Raw genomic sequence first — 15265 nt, forward strand, 5'->3', positions numbered from 1 at the left:
GAGCTGACGGCCCACCCGGTTCTCGGCGAGCGCGCCGCTGGTGTCCGGTGGGTGGCCGCCGGACCGATACAGTTTGACCTGTGAGTGAACGCTTCCTGGTCGCCGGCGGAGCCCGGTTGGACGGTGAGGTGCACGTCGCGGGAGCCAAGAACAGCGTGCTCAAGCTGATGGCCGCTGCGCTGCTCGCCGAGGGCACCACCACCATCACCAATTGCCCCGAGATCCTCGACGTTCCGCTGATGGCCGAGGTGCTGCGTGGCCTTGGCTGCGAGGTCGAAGTGGGCGGTGACCTCGGAGTACCGCCGGGCGATCGCCCGGCGGGTGCGCCGTCGGAGTTGCCGGCCGGGACGGTGCGGATCAGCGTGCCGACGCGGTTGTCGTCGTCTGCGGACTTCGCCGCGGTGGGCAAGCTACGAGCGTCGGTGTGCGTGCTCGGACCGCTGATGGGGCGCTGCCGCTCGGCCAGGGTGGCGCTGCCCGGCGGCGACGCCATCGGCTCCCGGCCGCTGGACATGCACCAGGCCGGGCTGCGCGCGCTCGGCGCCGACATGTCCATCGAGCACGGCGCGGTGGTGGGCAGCGCGCAGACGCTGACCGGCGCACACATCGTGCTGGAGTTCCCGAGTGTCGGCGCCACCGAGAACATCATGATGGCCGCGGTGCTGGCCAACGGCCGGACCGTGATCGACAACGCCGCGCGGGAGCCGGAGATCGCCGACCTCGCCGACATGCTGGTGCAGATGGGCGCTCGGGTCGAGGGCGGCGGCACCAGCACCCTGACCATCGACGGGGTGCCGGAGTTGCACCCGACCGAACACCGCACCGTCGGCGACCGGATGGTCGCCGGCACCTGGGCCTACGCGGCGGCGATCACCAGGGGCACGGTGACGGTGCGCGGCGTGCAGCCGCACCTGCTGAGCTCACCGCTGGAGCGGCTGGCCGGCGCCGGCGCCAGCGTCACCGCCGAAGGTGGCGCCGACATCCGCGACGGCGCTGCGGGGGAGTCGTTCACCGTCGAGATGACGGGGCGGCCGCGTGGCGTCGACTTCATCACCCTGCCGTATCCCGGATTTCCCACTGATCTGCAGCCGATGGCGTTCGCGCTGGCCGCGGTGGCCGAGGGCAGCTCGTTCGTCACCGAGAACGTTTTCGAGGCCAGGTTCCGGTTCGTCGAGGAGCTGATCCGGATGGGCGCGGACGTGCGCACCGACGGGCACTTCGCCGCGATCCAGGGGCGGGAGCAGTTGTCGTCGGCGCCGGTGTGGGCCAGTGACATCCGGGCCGGCGCCGGGCTGGTGCTGGCCGGTCTGGCCGCCGACGGCCAGACCGAGGTCAACGAGGTGTGGCACATCGACCGCGGTTACCCGCACTTCGTCGAGGATCTGGTGGCGCTCGGCGCCAAGGTGGAGCGGGTCGGCTGAGGTCGCGCTACCCGGGCTTGTCGCGCTTGCGGTTTCCGAACGCGCGGCGCGCGCTTCCTGGCGGAAGATCGTGCACCGACTACGGGGCACGATCTTCCGCGTTGGTGCATGTGCCGCCGGTGGTCGGCTGGTATCACCCCCTGCGCCGGTGCGTTCGGTGCCTGACAATCGTCGTCAACGGTGAAGCTCGGCGCTGGTGGAGTCCGGCGCGGGCGTCGGTGAAGCGCTGGGTCAGCGGCGCTGGTGGAGTTCGGCGCGGGCGTCGGTGAAGCGCTGGGCTGGTGAGTTCGGTGCGCGCCGGGCTCAGCGCCGGTGAAGCTCGGCGTCGTCGCAGCGTTCACAGCGCTGTGGCATACCGCTCCAACCGTTCCGGATCAGCACGTCCGCCACCCTCATCGCGGTGGCGCAGGGTGTCCAGGTCACCTCGGGCCAACCGAACCGCAGGGTCAGCAGCCCACCGGCGAGATGGTCGTTGTCACGCTGCACATCGGCGCGCAGTCGACTCCCGACATGGAACTCCCGCCCGTCGAGTTCGACAATCAGTCTGTACTCGGCGTAGTAGTTGTCGACCCGGTGGGCGCCGAGCCGCGCCTGGCGTTGTGCCGACGGCAAGCCGTGCGCGCGTTCAACGTCCAGGGTGTACCGCCGCTCCAGCAGCGAGTGGGTGCCGTTACCGATCTCCCGCAGGATCGGCAGCAGCGTCCGACGTCCCTGGTAGCGCGGCCGGGCGTCGAGCGCTTCCCGGAGCCGGCGGAGCGTGGTGCGGCGACCGCCGACGGCATCGGCGATGATCGAGGTCATCCGCTCGATGTCGGCGCCCTGGCACAGGTCGAGGACGGTGTCGTCGACGCTGAGGGCGGGCGGCTCGCCCGCCATCGCGAGCCGGCGTTGCTTGAACTCCCAGGGCGGGTGATTCACCCGGCGGCGGCCGGCGGGGAGTCCGATCTCGATGATCTCCGGCGGCGAGTCCACCAGGCCGTGCAGGTGGCCCGCCGCATGGCCGATCAGTCCGGAGCCGTCGCCGCCGATCAGCACGCCGGCCCAGGCCAGCCCCTCCCAGTTCGGCCGCGACCTGGCCCAGTAGATGCCACGGGCCAGCGGTTGCCACAGTCCGATCTCCAGGAACCGCTCCCGTACCCGATCGCTGATGCCGTGGGCGGCGGCCTGCTCGCGCGAGAGCACCCCGGCCTGCCGTTCGGCCAGCGCGAAGAGTTCGGCAGGGGCCCTGGTCCGGGGAATCATGTTTCTCACTGTGGCCGAGTCAGGGCGCGCGATGGGGTGCCGCCCGACGAATGTGGACAACCTGCATCAACGCGGAAGATCGTGCACCGTAGTCGGTGGTCGATCTTCCGCGCAGACGCACTGCCGCCGCCCGCGTCAGCCGACCGCCGCCGCCCGCGTCAGCCGACCGCTTCGCTAACCTGGCGCGGTGCGACTGGTGGTGGCGCGGTGCGCCGTTGATTACGTAGGGCGGCTGACCGCGCATCTACCGATGGCGCCGCGGCTGTTACTGGTGAAGGCGGACGGATCGGTGTCGGTGCATGCCGACGACCGTGCCTACAAGCCGCTCAACTGGATGAGCCCGCCGTGTCGGCTGACGATCGGCGACGGCGAGTGGGTGGTGGAGAACAAGGCCGGCGAGAAGCTGATCATCACCATCGACGAGGTGCTGCACGATTCCAGCCATGAGTTGGGCGCCGACCCCGGCCTGCAGAAGGATGGCGTCGAGGCGCACCTGCAGAAGCTGCTGGCCGAACAGGTGGAGTTGCTGGGCCCTGGGTGCACGCTGATTCGCCGGGAGTACCCGACGCCGATCGGCCCCGTCGATCTGCTGGTGCGCGACGCCGACGGCGCTGCCGTGGCGGTGGAGATCAAGCGCAGGGGTGAGATCGACGGTGTCGAGCAGCTCACCAGATACCTCGAGTTGTTGAACCGAGATCCGTTGCTGGGCAAGGTGTCCGGGGTGTTCGCCGCCCAGCAGATCAAGCCGCAGGCGCGTACCCTGGCGCAGGACCGCGGCATCCGTTGCCTGGTGCTCGACTACGACGTGATGCGCGGCGTCGACGATCCGAGCAGCCGACTGTTCTAGGGCTGCGGGCTGCTCGGGCTGCTTGGGCCACGGTGCGCGCGAGTCGTCGCCGGGGCCGCATCCGACTCGGGCGGCGGGAAGGGTTCGGCCGTCAGCGGACGCCGGAGCAGCCGCCCGTGCGGCTGCACTAACCTGGCGGAGAGGGACAGTTCAACCGGCGCCGACCAGATGCGCCGGTGGGAGAACTCGCCAGTTCGACAGACGAAGGGACGTGCGGTGGAGGTCAAGATCGGCGTGGCGGACAACGGCCGCGAACTTGTGGTCAGCTCGGAGTCCGAGCCGGAGGAGATCGAGAAGCAGGTGGCCGACGCCCTGAAGGACGCCACCGGCACGCTGGTGCTGCACGACGAGAAGGGCCGCCGGGTGGTGATCCCATCGGCGCGCATCGCCTACGTCGAGATCGCGCAGTCCGACACCCGCAAGGTCGGCTTCGGTTCGTAAGGATTCCGGTTCGTACGGGTTCTTGTTCGTCAGGACCACGCGGTCCCGCCAGCCCTGGCGCCTGCCGTTCCATCCGGGCCGGTCGGCTCTTGCGCGGGCCGGTCCGTCAGCCCTGGCCTGAGATGGTCCGTTGGCACGGGCCGGCCGCCGCTGGGGCTGCCGGCTCGCGCAGACCATTCGGTGGGCCTCGCTAGGTGCGGGGCTATCGGTGGGCGCACCGGCCCATCTCCGACTTTGACTCGCCGCGGTCTGCCCCGATCGTGCGGCCGGTAACCGTATCGGTCGGCGGGGCCCGCAGCGGTGACCGGTGTGTTTGTGCTGCCTCGGGCTGCTCGGGCTGCTCGGGCTGCTCGGGCTGATCGGGCCGCTCAGTGCTGCCCGGGCTGCTCGTGCGGCTCTGAATGGTCTTCGCTGCGCGGGAAGCGCGAGATGCCGCGCCAGGCCAGGGTGGAGAGTAACTGCACGGCTTCGCTGCGCGGGATCACATCGGTCTGCTGCAGCCAGAAGCGGGCGCTGACCTGATACAACCCGACCAGCCCGGAGGCCAGCAGCCGCCCGCGGGCGGCGTCCACCCCGGTGTCGGTGATGATGGTCTGCGCGATCGCCTCGATGCAGCCCTCGGAAGCGCGCTCCACCACCTGCTGTACGGCAGGTTCGTCGCGAAGGTCCGACTCGAAGATCAATCGGTAGGCCTGCCCGGAGTCGGCGACGAAGGAGAAGTACGCCTCCGAGGTGTTGCGCACCCTGTCCTTGTTGACGTCGGTGACTTCCATGGCCTGCTGCACGGCCCGCACCAGCTCGTCCGCTGACTCGTTCAGCAGCGCGAGGTACAGATCCAGCTTGGACGAAAAGTGCTGGTACAGAACAGGTTTGCTGACTCCGGCTCGCTCGGCAATGCCGTCCATGGCGGCCGCGTGGTAGCCCTGGTCGACGAACACCTCGCGCGCGGCGGTGAGCAGCTGACGCCGGCGGTCGCTGCGCGACAGCCGGGTGACGGTGCGCGGTGCCGGAGCGGTTTCACTCATCTGCTGTTGGTCTTTCCTGCCGGTGACGGGGTCGGGTGCGCGGACGGTCGCCCGCGCCGGTGTCAGTCGGAGCAGGTTACCCGTTGGCACGGCGGCGGTAGCGCATCAGCGCTGAGTCGGTGGCTCGACCTTAGTTGCTACGGCGGACGCGGGTACGGACGGTGGCGCGAATGGGGCCGGGCGGCGAGTGCGGGCGGTGCCGCGGGTCGTGGCGGTAGCACCAGCGGTGGTGCGGGTGGCGGTGGAGCGAGCGGTGGCGGCGCGAGAGGCAGCGGGGGTGGTGTGGGTGGGGTGGAGCGGTGGCGGCGCGAGAAATAGCGGCGGTGTTGTGGGTGGCGGTGGAGCGCGGGCGGTGCTGGCGCGAGAGGCAGCCGCGGTGGCCGGAGAGGCGTCGGCGGGGCGAGCGGTGGTGTTGCGGCGCAAGAGATAGCGGTGGTCGTGCGGGTGGCGGTGGCGGGAGAGGCAGCGGCGGCGGCGCGAGCCGTGACGGTGCGACCAACGCTGGCGGTGGCGCAAGAGGCAGCCGTGGCGGTGAGTCGGCGAACCGGGACCGGGAACCGGGAACCGGGCTCCGCGGGCGGTCAGCGGAACGGGGGAGACGGAAGGCTGCGGCTGGCGTCGGGGTGCTATCGCAGCAGGGCGGCGGCGTAGTCGCCCTGGGTGTTGAGCCGCTCGACGGCGTCCTGCGGGTACGGGTCCAGCGGCATGCCGGCGGTGACCGCGGCGACCTCGTCGAGGGTGAGCGGGACGACGGCACCGGTGCCTTCCACCGAGTCGACCAGGCTGTACGGCGCCGGGACAACAGAGCCCGGTTCGGGAACCGCCAGCCAGGCCCGGCCGTCTGCGGAACCGACATCGAGCGTGGCGATCTCGGGCGCGCGTTCGGACAGCCGCTGCACCAGGCCGCGCAGTTCGGACGGCGCGTCGCGGCCGTCCGTACCGCCGGTGCGGTACACCAGCAGCCCGCCCTGGCCGTCGGTGGCCGGGATGCCATCACCGCCCGCGGCGCGCAGATCTTCGATCAGCGCAAGCGCGGCGGTCGCGGCCGTCGCAACATTGGCGCCGTCTCCGACACCGACGCTCACACAGGCAGGGCCGGAGCGCTCGGCGGCCTCAAGGGAGCCGGCGCCGACCTCGACGGCGCTGCCGGTCGCCGGGTGCCAGCTGAACCAGCGCACCCCGCGACTGACCGCGGTGTCGACCTCGTCCGCCGACCACCGGTAGTCCGGATCGGTGTCGGGCAGGTCGGTGGACCAGCCGCCCAGCCGAATTTCCCGACCCTGCAGGTGCGCGGCGAGAGTGGCGCCGACCTGCCGGTAGTAGGCGGCAACCGCACGCTCGTCCATCGGCTCCATGCCCCTAGTCTGCCCCCGAGGCGCTGTCGCGCCGGCACCTGGCCGTCGCGTCGGCGGGTGCCCGGCGCGTGCCGGCGGACTCCGTGCTACCGGCGACTTGGCCGCGGCGTTGCAAATGTTCCTGCGCCGGCGCCGCCGGATGCCTTGGCGGGCTTGACATCCGACGAGTACATGGTCGCGCCGGAACCTGGCTGTCGCGCGGGCGGGGTGCGGCGACGATGACGCCGGCCTCCAAATGTTCCGGCAGGCGGGCCGTCGCGTCGGCGGTCGGGGTGCGGCGGACTCCGTCCCATCGGTGCGCCGGTCGTCCGGCTGCTGCATCGCGCTACTGCCGCACGGCCGCGTGGTCGATCTGCCCCCTCCGGCCAGTGTCGCCGTGCGGCCGCGTGGCGCTGGGCGCTCGCCATCATTTGCCCGGCCGGCGCCGAACCCGCGACGACCGGCCGGTGGTAATCAGGCTCAGCTGGGCGAGCGCGTCACCAGAGGTGTACTTGTCCATGGAGTGGTTCTTGACCGACGCAGTGCCGAGCGGCCCGCGTTCGTCCTTCGTCGGTGCGGTGTTGACCCGCTGAGCACCGAAAGCGGCGCCGGCCGGGTCTGCACCCCAGCTGTGCTCGGGCTCTTTCGCTCCGTCCTTGAGTGCGCCCCAGAAGTCGGATGCCAGGTCGGTGACCCCTCTGGTGACGATGTCGCCGTCGAAGTCGATCACGAACGTCCGGTCGGTGCCGGAGCGGTACGCCGAGGCCGAGTCGATTCCTCGCCCAACCCCCGGCGACCCGAGAAACACCACCGTGTCGTACTTGGCGCCCTGCTTTGCGCTCTGTGAGGTGAGCGTGGAGCCGTAGGAATGCCCGACCCCGGACGTGAGCGCGCTGTTCTTGGCGAGCATCAGGTAGCCGTTGGCATCGGCGGCGGCTTGCGGCCCGTAGGCCCGCGCGATGTCGTCGTTGGGGGCCGCGGCGATGTCGGACGCGTCGTCGAGCAGCCGGCCGACACCCGATCGGCCCGGATCGCGCGCACCGGGGAACCCCGACAGGGGTATGTCGTAGCCGGTGTTCACGATCACCGCGGTGCTGGTTCCTGGTGCGGTGACGGCATTTTCGGCGATCAGTCGCTTTGCCATCGCGGTGAAAGCAGCGGTGTTGGCCGGTGATGAGCTGACGCCAGGGGTCAGCATCACCACCTGGTCGGCGGTAGCCAGGTCACCGACTGAGTACGCAACTCTGCCCTGGCCGTCGAACGCGCGCGCGTCGTAGCCGAGCAGTTGCACGGGGGTGTTACCGGCGGCGGCATCGGCGAGATTCTTCTTGACAAGGGTCGCGAACGGTTGGGTGGCCGGGTCGGCGAGATCGGCGTTGAGCTTGGCCGTGTTGGCAGCCGACCGCCGCTCGACCGCCGACACCGGGTCGGCCCTCGCGCCGACGGCTGCCGATGGCGGCGGAAGCGCAGTGCCAGGATCGCCGGCCAGCACGGTGTTGAGCCGTGACAACAGGGCATCGAGCTCGGCGACCAGACCGGCCAGCCGCTCGGCCAGGCCGGTGCAGATCAGCCGTTCCCGATCGCGAAGTGCCTGCTGGTCGTAACCGAGTACGCCGCTGGGGCCGGCCGGAGAAACCGACGAGACGGCAACAGCGGCGGACCGCATCGCTTGAGCGGCGCTCTGCTTCAGCTGCTGCACGGTCGCAACGCTCGCTGTCAGCTGTTCGGCTGCGGCCGTCACCTGCTCACCCGCGCTGGACGCGGCCGCGGAGAGCGCGCTGAGATAGCTGACCGGTTCTGGCGCCGACCACGCCTGCCGGAGCGCACCGACCGGCGCCGCGAGATTTCCACCGGCGGCCCGCAGCGTCGGGCCGAGCTTGCCCAAGCAGCGGGCCACGTTGGAGACCTCGTCCGGCCGCAGCCCGGAAAGGCGCTGCCACGGGGTGGTGAGGTCGATTCCCAGCCGTGCGGCGACCTGGACAAGGTGCGCATCTGGCGGTTCGCTCATCGCGCGGCCACCGCGGGGCCGGCGGGGGCGGGCCCGGCGGCCGATGCCTCCACGGTGTCCATGGCAGCTGCGGTGTACACCAGCCCCGATTCCAACTGCGCGCCGCGATGGATGAGGACGCGGGTGGCCTCCTGCGCACGCTGCAGATATCTGGTCATCGCCAACGAGACCTCGGCGCCGAGCGGCCCCGGCCCGAAGGAGAGTCCCGAGGTCTGCACCACCAGCCCGACAACCGGGTTTCCCACCAGATCGAGCTGGACCCGGTACACCTGGCCGGCGATCCCGTTGAGCGCGGCCGTGTCGATGTTCATCTCGGTTCCTCTTCCCTCTCGGACGAACGCCGGCTGCTGCCGGCCGAGTGACGTGTGTTCGCCGGGCCGCCGCCCATACCAATGGACCCGCCGATTCCGCCGACGCCGCCGGATCGATGGACCCGCAGCACCTGCCGGACCGCCGGACCCGCAGCACCCGCCGCCCGATGGATCCAGCCTGTGCCGGCCCGGCAGCGGAAGACAGCCCCGCGTCGAAAATGGGGATGAAATCCGCGGGTGTGGACAACTGCGGGGTGAAGTTGTCCACATTGGGCGGATCGGCCTGTGCTGAAATCGCTGTTGCGGCAGGTCCGAGCCGTTCTCCGGGTGCTAGGTCGCTGCCGGGGTCGGGCACCATGGACGGGTGACAAATCCGTGGCCGATGCCGTATGCGAGGGATCTTGATGCGTTGGCGGCGATGTCCACCGCCGCGCTGTGGTCGGCCGACGACTTTCCGGAGGTGCCGTCGGTGTCGGCGGACCCAGCTGCGGGGCGATACGAGTTGATCGACGACAGCGGTGTCTACCTCAGGGAGATTCCGTCGTCCGCGCCGTCGGGCGCACCGGTGACCTTGTACGTCCACGGGCTGGCCGGCTCCAGCACGAACTTCGACGCCCTCGGCACGCTGCTGGCCGGGCGCACCCGCGGTTACGCGGTCGATCTTCCCGGCTTCGGTCGCAGCGACCCGCCGTCGGGCGAGCACTACAGCATCAGGCGGATCTCGGCCGTGCTGGCCGCGGTGATCGAACGCGTCGGCGCCGACGTGCCGGGTGGCGTCAACGTGGTGGCCAACTCGCTCGGCGGGATGGTTGCGATCGATCTGGCGGTGCGTCGTCCGGACTGGCTGCGCACGCTCACGTTGATCTCGCCGGCGGTACCTGACCTTCGGATGACGACGGATCGCGGCGCCGACCCGCGCCTCGGCCTGTTGCTGGCGCCGGGGACGCTGGCGCCGGCGGTGCGCCGGCTGTCCGGGATCTCGGCGGCGGACCGGGCGCTGGGCATGGCCCAACTCTGCTACGGCGACCCCAGTGTGCTGACCGAGCACGACCTGCGGGTGGCCGAGGAGGACACCCGCTGGCGGCTGGCACTGCCCTGGGTGCACACCGCAACCGTGCGCGCCCTGCGCGGGCTGATGCGCAGCTACCTACGCGCCGGGCGACGAGCGTTCCGGGCGACCGCCGCCGGTGTGCGCGTCCCGACGCTGGTGGTGTGGGGCACAAGAGACAGGCTGGTCGACCCCCGGCTGGCGGCGCCGACCGCCGAGGCCTTCCCGGACGGCCGGTTGCTGGTGCTTCCCGGTGTGGGTCACGTCAGCCAGATGGAAGATCCGCTGACCACAGCAAGGGCGGTGGCCGCGCTGTGGGCTGGCGTGCCGGGTGCCAGCCCGGCATCGACTATGGCAACCTCGAACGCGTGAATCGACCAGGACCGGACCCGCGGCGGCGCGACCGCGGCGCGGGACCAGCCGACTCGCACCGGCAACGGCAGTCGGACCAGGCCGACCGACAGTCGGACCAGGCCAGCCGGCCGTCGGACCAGGCCGGCCGGCCTTCGGTCCGGCCCGGCGCCGCCGGCCCGCGGAGCGGTGAGCGCGGCCGTTCCGGTCGAGCCGGCCATGAGCTGTCGTCCCGCAGAAGTGGTGACGGTGGCAGCGACGTGACCGGTCCCGACCTCTTCGCCGGCACCGGACCGGCCGAGCTCGAAAGCGGGGCGGACAGCTCGGATCGCGTTCCCCACACCGCCCGGTCGCTGACCACAGGCCCACAGCCGCTGCGAGCCGACTGGGACCCGATCGGTGATGACGTCGGCGCTCGTCGGAGCGCAGCGTCGCGGTCGCGGTCCGGCAGCCGTCAGCTCGGCGCAGGGCCGGCCGACACCACGGCGACCGGGACCAGCGCGGGCGGCGCGGCGCCCGATGGGCAGACAACAACCGGCCGAGGTCGGACCGCAACCGCCGCCCGGAAACGACGCAGCGCCGTCGGCTGGTTCGTCCACCGTTACGGCTGGCGGGCGTACGCGTTGCCGGTGCTGGCGGCGCTCACCGTTGTGTTGCTGGTGCAGGGACTGCGTCCCGGACGGGGTGACCAGTCGTCGGCGGAGACCGGCGGGAACATACCGGCAGCGGCCGAGGCCTCCGGGTCGAGTTCCCCGCAGGGTGCCGCTGCCGGCCCGATCGTCGACCCGGAGCACGGCGCGGCGTCATCACCCGCTCAGACCGCCCAGGCGGCGAGCGGAATCCATGGGACCCGAACCCAGGCGGCCGGAGCCCAGGCGGCGTCGACAGCGCCAACCGCGTCGTCGGCAACCAGCTCACCCAGCCCGTCAGGTGATGCCTCCACCGGTTCACCGACGGCGCCGTCCACCCGCTCGTCCGCGACTCGCACCGCGCCGGACCCCAACGGTGAGTTCGCCAAGGCCGTGCAGAACGGTCAGCTGCCGCCCGGCGGCCCGGTGGTGGACACCGGCAACGGCAGCTGGCACGTGGTGCCGGGAACCAGCAAGCCGTTCGGCAAGGGTCCGCAGCGATACACATTCAGCGTCGAGGTGGAGGACGGCATTCAGAGCAAGTCGGAGGACAAGGCCTTTGCCGACGCGGTGGTGGGCATCCTGTCCGATCAACGTTCGTGGATCGGCGGGGACAAGGTCAGCCTGCAGCGGGTCGACTCCGGCAAACCGAGCTTCCGGATCTCGCTGACCAGCCCGATGACGCTGCGCGGACCGTGCGGCCACAACATCGATCTGGAATCGTCCTGCTACAACCGTTCGGTCGGCCGGGTGCTGATCAACGACGCTCGCTGGGTCCGCGGCGCCGGCTCGTACAACGGCGACCTCGGCCTCTACCGGGTGTATGCGATCAACCACGAGGTGGGTCACGCGCTCGGGTTCGGGCACCAGGCTTGTGCCGAGAAGGGCGGGTTGGCGCCGGTGATGATGCAGCAGACGTTCTCCTTGGACAACTCCCAACTCTTCGCACTCGACCCGGACGGTCCGGTGCCGAACAATGGACTGCAATGCAACGCCAACCCGTTCCCGTACCCGCGAGGCTGACCATTCCCTCCATTCCTTCGGGCCGCCCGTGGGTGGCGGTGGGACGCTGATGTCGCTGCCACCCCTGGTGGATCTTCCGGACGGCGCCGAACTCGACGAGGCCGAGCGGACTCGCTACGCCCGCCACCTTTCGCTCGCCGAGTTCGGCCCTGAGGCCCAGCTGCGGCTGCGGACGGCTCGGGTGCTTGTGGTCGGGGCCGGCGGCCTCGGGGCACCGGTGCTTGCCTACCTCGCCGCCGCCGGCATCGGCACCATCGGCATTGTCGATCCGGACCGGGTCGAGGTGTCGAATCTGCAGCGCCAGGTCTTGTTCGGTGACGGCGACATCGGCCGCGCGAAGGTCGAGGCGGCCGCGGCAGCGATCCAGCGCACCAACCCGTCCGTCACGGTCCGCGCCCATCCGGTGCTGGTGGACGCGACCAATGCGCTGGAGCTGATCGGCGACTATCACCTGGTGATCGACGGCACCGACAACTTCGCCGCCAGGTATCTGCTGAACGACGCCTGCACGCTCGCGGATCGGCCATACGTCTGGGGTTCGATCCTGGGGATGCAGGGCCAGCTCAGCGTGGCCTGGGCCAGCCGCGGACCACAGCTGCGCGATCTCTACCCGGAGCCGCCGGCGCCCGGCGCCGTGCCCAGCTGCGCCGATGCCGGGGTGCTGGGTGCGCTGTGCGGCACGGTCGGGTCGCTGCTGGCCACCGAGGCCGTCAAGCTGATCTGCGGCATCGGTGAGCCCTTGCTGGGCCGGGTGGTGATCTACGACGCGCTCGAGGCATCGGTGCGGACCGTGCGGGTGCAACGCGATCCGGCCGGCGCGCCCATCCGTTCGTTGGCAGCCCACCTGACCGCCCAGGACGGTCCCGTTCCTGCTGCTGCGCAAGAGGTCTCGCCCGACGAGCTGTTGCGACTGCTCGGCGGCACCGACCGGCCGACGCTGATCGACGTCCGGGAACCCCAGGAGTACGACGCCGGGCACATCCCCGGTGCGCGACTGCTGCCGCTGGCCCAGTTGCTCGCCGATCCGGACGCCGCCACGGCTGCGGATCCTGGTGGGGATCGGGCCCAACCGAATACCGTCCAGGTGATCGTCTACTGCCGTTCCGGTCAACGGTCCGCGACCGCGGCGCGAGCGCTCGCCGCGGTCGGCGGGCCCCCGGTGCGTCAGCTGCGCGGCGGCATGCTGGCCTGGCGCGGCGCGGTCGACACCGGTAGTTGACGCACCCCGCCGTCCCGGAGCCGAGATCCGCCGACCGGGCACGCACCGACGCCGGCGACACGGCGCCCGGCTCCGGGGAAAAAGGTCGGCCCGCCGGTAGCGTCCGAGAGTGTGACCCAGCCCCCCGCCCAGCACGTGCTGACGGCCTTCGGAGTTGCCGGCCAGGAGCCGGAGCAGCTCGACGGCGGGCAAGGACTGGCGTGGCGGTGCGGCGACACCGTGCTGAAACCGGCGGGCCTGGTCAGCGAGGCCGCCTGGTTGGCGAACACCTTCGAGCACTTGCACATCGACGGCATCCGGCTGGCCCGACCGATACGGTCGCTGGACGGGCGCTGGGTGGTCGGCGGTTGGACGGCACAACGCTTCGTCGCAGGGCAAGCCGACGACCGGTACGACGACATCCTCGAAGCGGGCGACCGGCTGCACGCCGCGCTGGCCGAGCTGCCGCAGCCGCGGTTCTTGAGCGAGCGCGACGACCTGTACTCGTGGGCGGACCGGCTGGCGTGGGGTGAGATCACCGATCTTGATGGCCGGCTCGGTGACGGCCACGGCGCCAAGCTGTACGCCGAGCTCGCGGGGGAGCGGCGGCCGGTGACCGCTGGCTCGCAACTGGTGCACGGCGATCTGTTCGGCAACGTGCTGTTTGTCGCATCGGCGCCGCCGGCGATCATCGACGTCACCCCGTACTGGCGGCCGGTCGACTATGCGGCCGGAGTCGTGGTTGTCGACGCCATCGCCTGGGGCGGCGCCAGCACCGATCTCATTGCGCAGCAAGAAGAACGCGCCGAATGGCCGGAGATGTTGCGACGAGCGCTGCTGTTCCGGCTGGGTGTGGCCCTCGCCCATCCGAGATCGACCGCGGAGTCGCTGGTGGAGGTGCTGTCGGCGGCCGAGGTCATCGCTCCACACCTGGAACAGGACTGATCGAAACCGGCGAAGCAAGCCGGCGCCGATGATCCCGATCTGCCTCACCATCGACATCACCGCCGCGCCGGCGTTGCCGCCGGCTCGCTCGAGTCGAGGCTGCGCATGCCGTCCAGTGCCCGAGGCTCGACGGCGTGCCACAGCATGCTCTGCATCAGCCTGGCCAGCCGATAATCCGGCCGGTGGGTGAGCGCCTGCTCGAAACAAATGGCAGCCAGCGCACCCCCACCCGCTCGGTAGGCCGCGACGCCGAGCATGGTGCACAGCGCGACCGCATCGGACGGGTTGACCGATTGCAGGCAACTACTCAGCACCGGCGTCCATGCCGTTTCCCTGTCGTCGATCACCAAGCAGATCAGATGATCGCGTACCGACACCTCCGCCTCGACCGCCACCGCGAGGTCGGCCGCGAGATCAGGCGGCACAAGATGCTGGTCGAGAAAGCTTGCAACGCAGGCGTGCAGCAGCTGTTCGGCGTGGATCCGTTGTGCCGTAGTGAAACTCGTTCCGCGCCGCGTCCGGATACCGGTGGGAACTGCGCGCCGGGCTTCGCGGTGCCGCTGCTGAGCCGCCGCGATGCGTTGGCGCGCAATGTTTGTCGCGATCCCGTCGGCCGGCCCGGCGATGCTGGCCGCTAACTCGGCGCGACTGTCCAGCACCGCTCTGCCCGCGAACGCGTTCGCGGCGCTCAAGGCCGCAGCGACCGGGTGGCCGTCGGCCGGCACAGCGATGCTGGGCTCGGTACGACCGTCCGGCCCAGGGAGAAAGCTTGCCTCGTTGCCGCGCACCGCGATCGCGTCGATGACCCGGATTCCCTTGCGCAGGAACGCTTTCAAGACTGTGCGCAACACCTGCCGACCCAGGCTAGAGCTGCTGTAACTGAACAGTGCTGCGGTGGTCCCGTGTCGCAGCGTCAAGCCGGCGACATGGCTGGCGAACCTGCGTTGCTGGGCGGCCGGGGGAAGATCCAACCGCATCGACGGTCCTATCCGGTTGCGCGGGCCAGTGAAGATCAGCACGACGATGCTTTCCTCCGGCCGAAAACCGATAGTGTGCGGGACCGCAGCCAGCAACCCAGCCGCGTCGCGCACCTTGATGACCGCCGGCGAGTCCGGATCGGGGGTGTCGTGGTGCGGAAAAAGTCTTGCACCACCGGCGATCTCGCGCCCGGCAGCGGCATGGTCGGGGCACTCAGCCTCGTCGTCCCACCAGCCCCCGTAGGGGCAGCCGGCACCGTCGCCCAGCTCGTCATCTTCCGGATCATCTTCTGGATAGCCGGCGAGCTCATCCTCATCGAGATCATCGGCACGTTGCGCACCGAACACCCTGGCTAGCTCTCGAAAGCGTTTGGCCTCTGACTCGTCGGTGCAGCTGGAAGCGTCTGCAGCTGATGCGCTGCCGGTGCCGTTGCCGTCCGGGCCCGGTTCCGTTGAAGTCGTCAT

General features: G+C 70.7%; 13 protein-coding genes. 7 read left to right on the forward strand and 6 right to left on the reverse strand.

All coding sequences use genetic code 11. The features are described 5' to 3' along the window. The first annotated feature begins 80 nt into the window (after positions 1-80). The gene (murA, locus tag HKD39_RS00185) at positions 81-1421 is read left to right on the forward strand and encodes a UDP-N-acetylglucosamine 1-carboxyvinyltransferase (RefSeq protein WP_171197846.1); all 1341 of its coding nucleotides are present in this window, start codon (positions 81-83) and stop codon (positions 1419-1421) included. Positions 1422-1724: 303 nt separating this feature from the next. Here the strand turns inward: murA and HKD39_RS00190 are convergent, their stop codons facing one another. Continuing rightward, positions 1725-2663 (reverse strand): type IV toxin-antitoxin system AbiEi family antitoxin domain-containing protein, encoded by a 939-nt coding sequence (locus tag HKD39_RS00190; protein WP_171197847.1) that lies wholly within the window; start codon positions 2661-2663, stop codon positions 1725-1727. A gap of 187 nt (positions 2664-2850) precedes the next feature. Here HKD39_RS00190 and nucS point away from each other — a divergent pair, with 187 nt between their 5' ends. Together nucS and HKD39_RS00200 are read left to right on the forward strand one after the other, a co-directional pair. Beyond that, the gene (gene nucS, locus HKD39_RS00195) at positions 2851-3510 is read left to right on the forward strand and encodes an endonuclease NucS (RefSeq protein ID WP_171197848.1); all 660 of its coding nucleotides are present in this window, start codon (positions 2851-2853) and stop codon (positions 3508-3510) included. A gap of 216 nt (positions 3511-3726) precedes the next feature. Continuing rightward, complete coding sequence (locus tag HKD39_RS00200; RefSeq protein ID WP_343074503.1) at positions 3727-3951, forward strand: DUF3107 domain-containing protein; 225 nt, start codon at positions 3727-3729, stop codon at positions 3949-3951. A 368-nt stretch (positions 3952-4319) separates the two neighbouring features. On the opposite strand, the gene HKD39_RS00205 is transcribed toward HKD39_RS00200, so the two are convergent. The 4 genes from HKD39_RS00205 to HKD39_RS00220 all read right to left on the reverse strand — a co-directional run bounded on the left by HKD39_RS00205 (position 4320) and on the right by HKD39_RS00220 (position 8629). Then, positions 4320-4976 carry a TetR/AcrR family transcriptional regulator gene (locus HKD39_RS00205; RefSeq protein ID WP_171197850.1) on the reverse strand — a complete coding sequence of 219 codons (657 nt, stop codon included), beginning with the start codon at positions 4974-4976 and terminating at the stop codon, positions 4320-4322. Between the two features lie 626 nt (positions 4977-5602). Then, entirely contained in the window at positions 5603-6331 is a 729-nt protein-coding gene (locus tag HKD39_RS00210; RefSeq protein ID WP_171197851.1) for a hypothetical protein, read from the reverse strand. Between the two features lie 406 nt (positions 6332-6737). Then, entirely contained in the window at positions 6738-8318 is a 1581-nt protein-coding gene (locus HKD39_RS00215) for an alpha/beta hydrolase (RefSeq protein ID WP_171197852.1), read from the reverse strand. Beyond that, positions 8315-8629, reverse strand: coding sequence for a hypothetical protein (locus tag HKD39_RS00220; RefSeq protein WP_171197853.1), 315 nt, complete (start codon positions 8627-8629; stop codon positions 8315-8317). The genes HKD39_RS00215 and HKD39_RS00220 overlap by 4 nt, the downstream gene beginning before the upstream one ends. Before the next feature lie 364 nt (positions 8630-8993). Here HKD39_RS00220 and HKD39_RS00225 point away from each other — a divergent pair, with 364 nt between their 5' ends. The 4 genes from HKD39_RS00225 (at position 8994) to HKD39_RS00240 (ending at position 13823) form a co-directional block, all read left to right on the forward strand. Continuing rightward, on the forward strand, positions 8994-10049 hold the full coding sequence (locus HKD39_RS00225; RefSeq protein ID WP_171197854.1) for an alpha/beta fold hydrolase: 1056 nt from the start codon (positions 8994-8996) through the stop codon (positions 10047-10049). Between the two features lie 608 nt (positions 10050-10657). Continuing rightward, complete coding sequence (locus tag HKD39_RS00230) at positions 10658-11680, forward strand: DUF3152 domain-containing protein (RefSeq protein WP_171197855.1); 1023 nt, start codon at positions 10658-10660, stop codon at positions 11678-11680. 49 nt (positions 11681-11729) lie between these two features. Next, a complete protein-coding gene (locus HKD39_RS00235; protein ID WP_171197856.1) occupies positions 11730-12899 on the forward strand; it encodes a ThiF family adenylyltransferase in 1170 nt (389 codons plus the stop codon). A 111-nt stretch (positions 12900-13010) separates the two neighbouring features. Next, positions 13011-13823 (forward strand): TIGR02569 family protein, encoded by an 813-nt coding sequence (locus HKD39_RS00240; RefSeq protein WP_171197857.1) that lies wholly within the window; start codon positions 13011-13013, stop codon positions 13821-13823. A 56-nt stretch (positions 13824-13879) separates the two neighbouring features. On the opposite strand, the gene HKD39_RS00245 is transcribed toward HKD39_RS00240, so the two are convergent. Beyond that, complete coding sequence (locus HKD39_RS00245) at positions 13880-15265, reverse strand: DUF4192 domain-containing protein (RefSeq protein ID WP_171197858.1); 1386 nt, start codon at positions 15263-15265, stop codon at positions 13880-13882.

The organism is Nakamurella aerolata (assembly GCF_013002705.1).
Taxonomy (GTDB): domain Bacteria; phylum Actinomycetota; class Actinomycetes; order Mycobacteriales; family Nakamurellaceae; genus Nakamurella; species Nakamurella aerolata.

Bases quoted from the DNA above. Each gene is read 5' to 3' on its own strand.
- HKD39_RS00190 (WP_171197847.1), bottom strand. From the start codon at position 2,663: ATGATTCCCCGGACCAGGGCCCCTGCCGAACTCTTCGCGCTGGCCGAA.
- HKD39_RS00205 (WP_171197850.1), bottom strand. From the start codon at position 4,976: ATGAGTGAAACCGCTCCGGCACCGCGCACCGTCACCCGGCTGTCGCGC.
- HKD39_RS00210 (WP_171197851.1), bottom strand. From the start codon at position 6,331: ATGGAGCCGATGGACGAGCGTGCGGTTGCCGCCTACTACCGGCAGGTC.
- HKD39_RS00215 (WP_171197852.1), bottom strand. From the start codon at position 8,318: ATGAGCGAACCGCCAGATGCGCACCTTGTCCAGGTCGCCGCACGGCTG.
- HKD39_RS00220 (WP_171197853.1), bottom strand. From the start codon at position 8,629: ATGAACATCGACACGGCCGCGCTCAACGGGATCGCCGGCCAGGTGTAC.
- HKD39_RS00235 (WP_171197856.1), top strand. From the start codon at position 11,730: ATGTCGCTGCCACCCCTGGTGGATCTTCCGGACGGCGCCGAACTCGAC.
- HKD39_RS00245 (WP_171197858.1), bottom strand. From the start codon at position 15,265: ATGACGACTTCAACGGAACCGGGCCCGGACGGCAACGGCACCGGCAGC.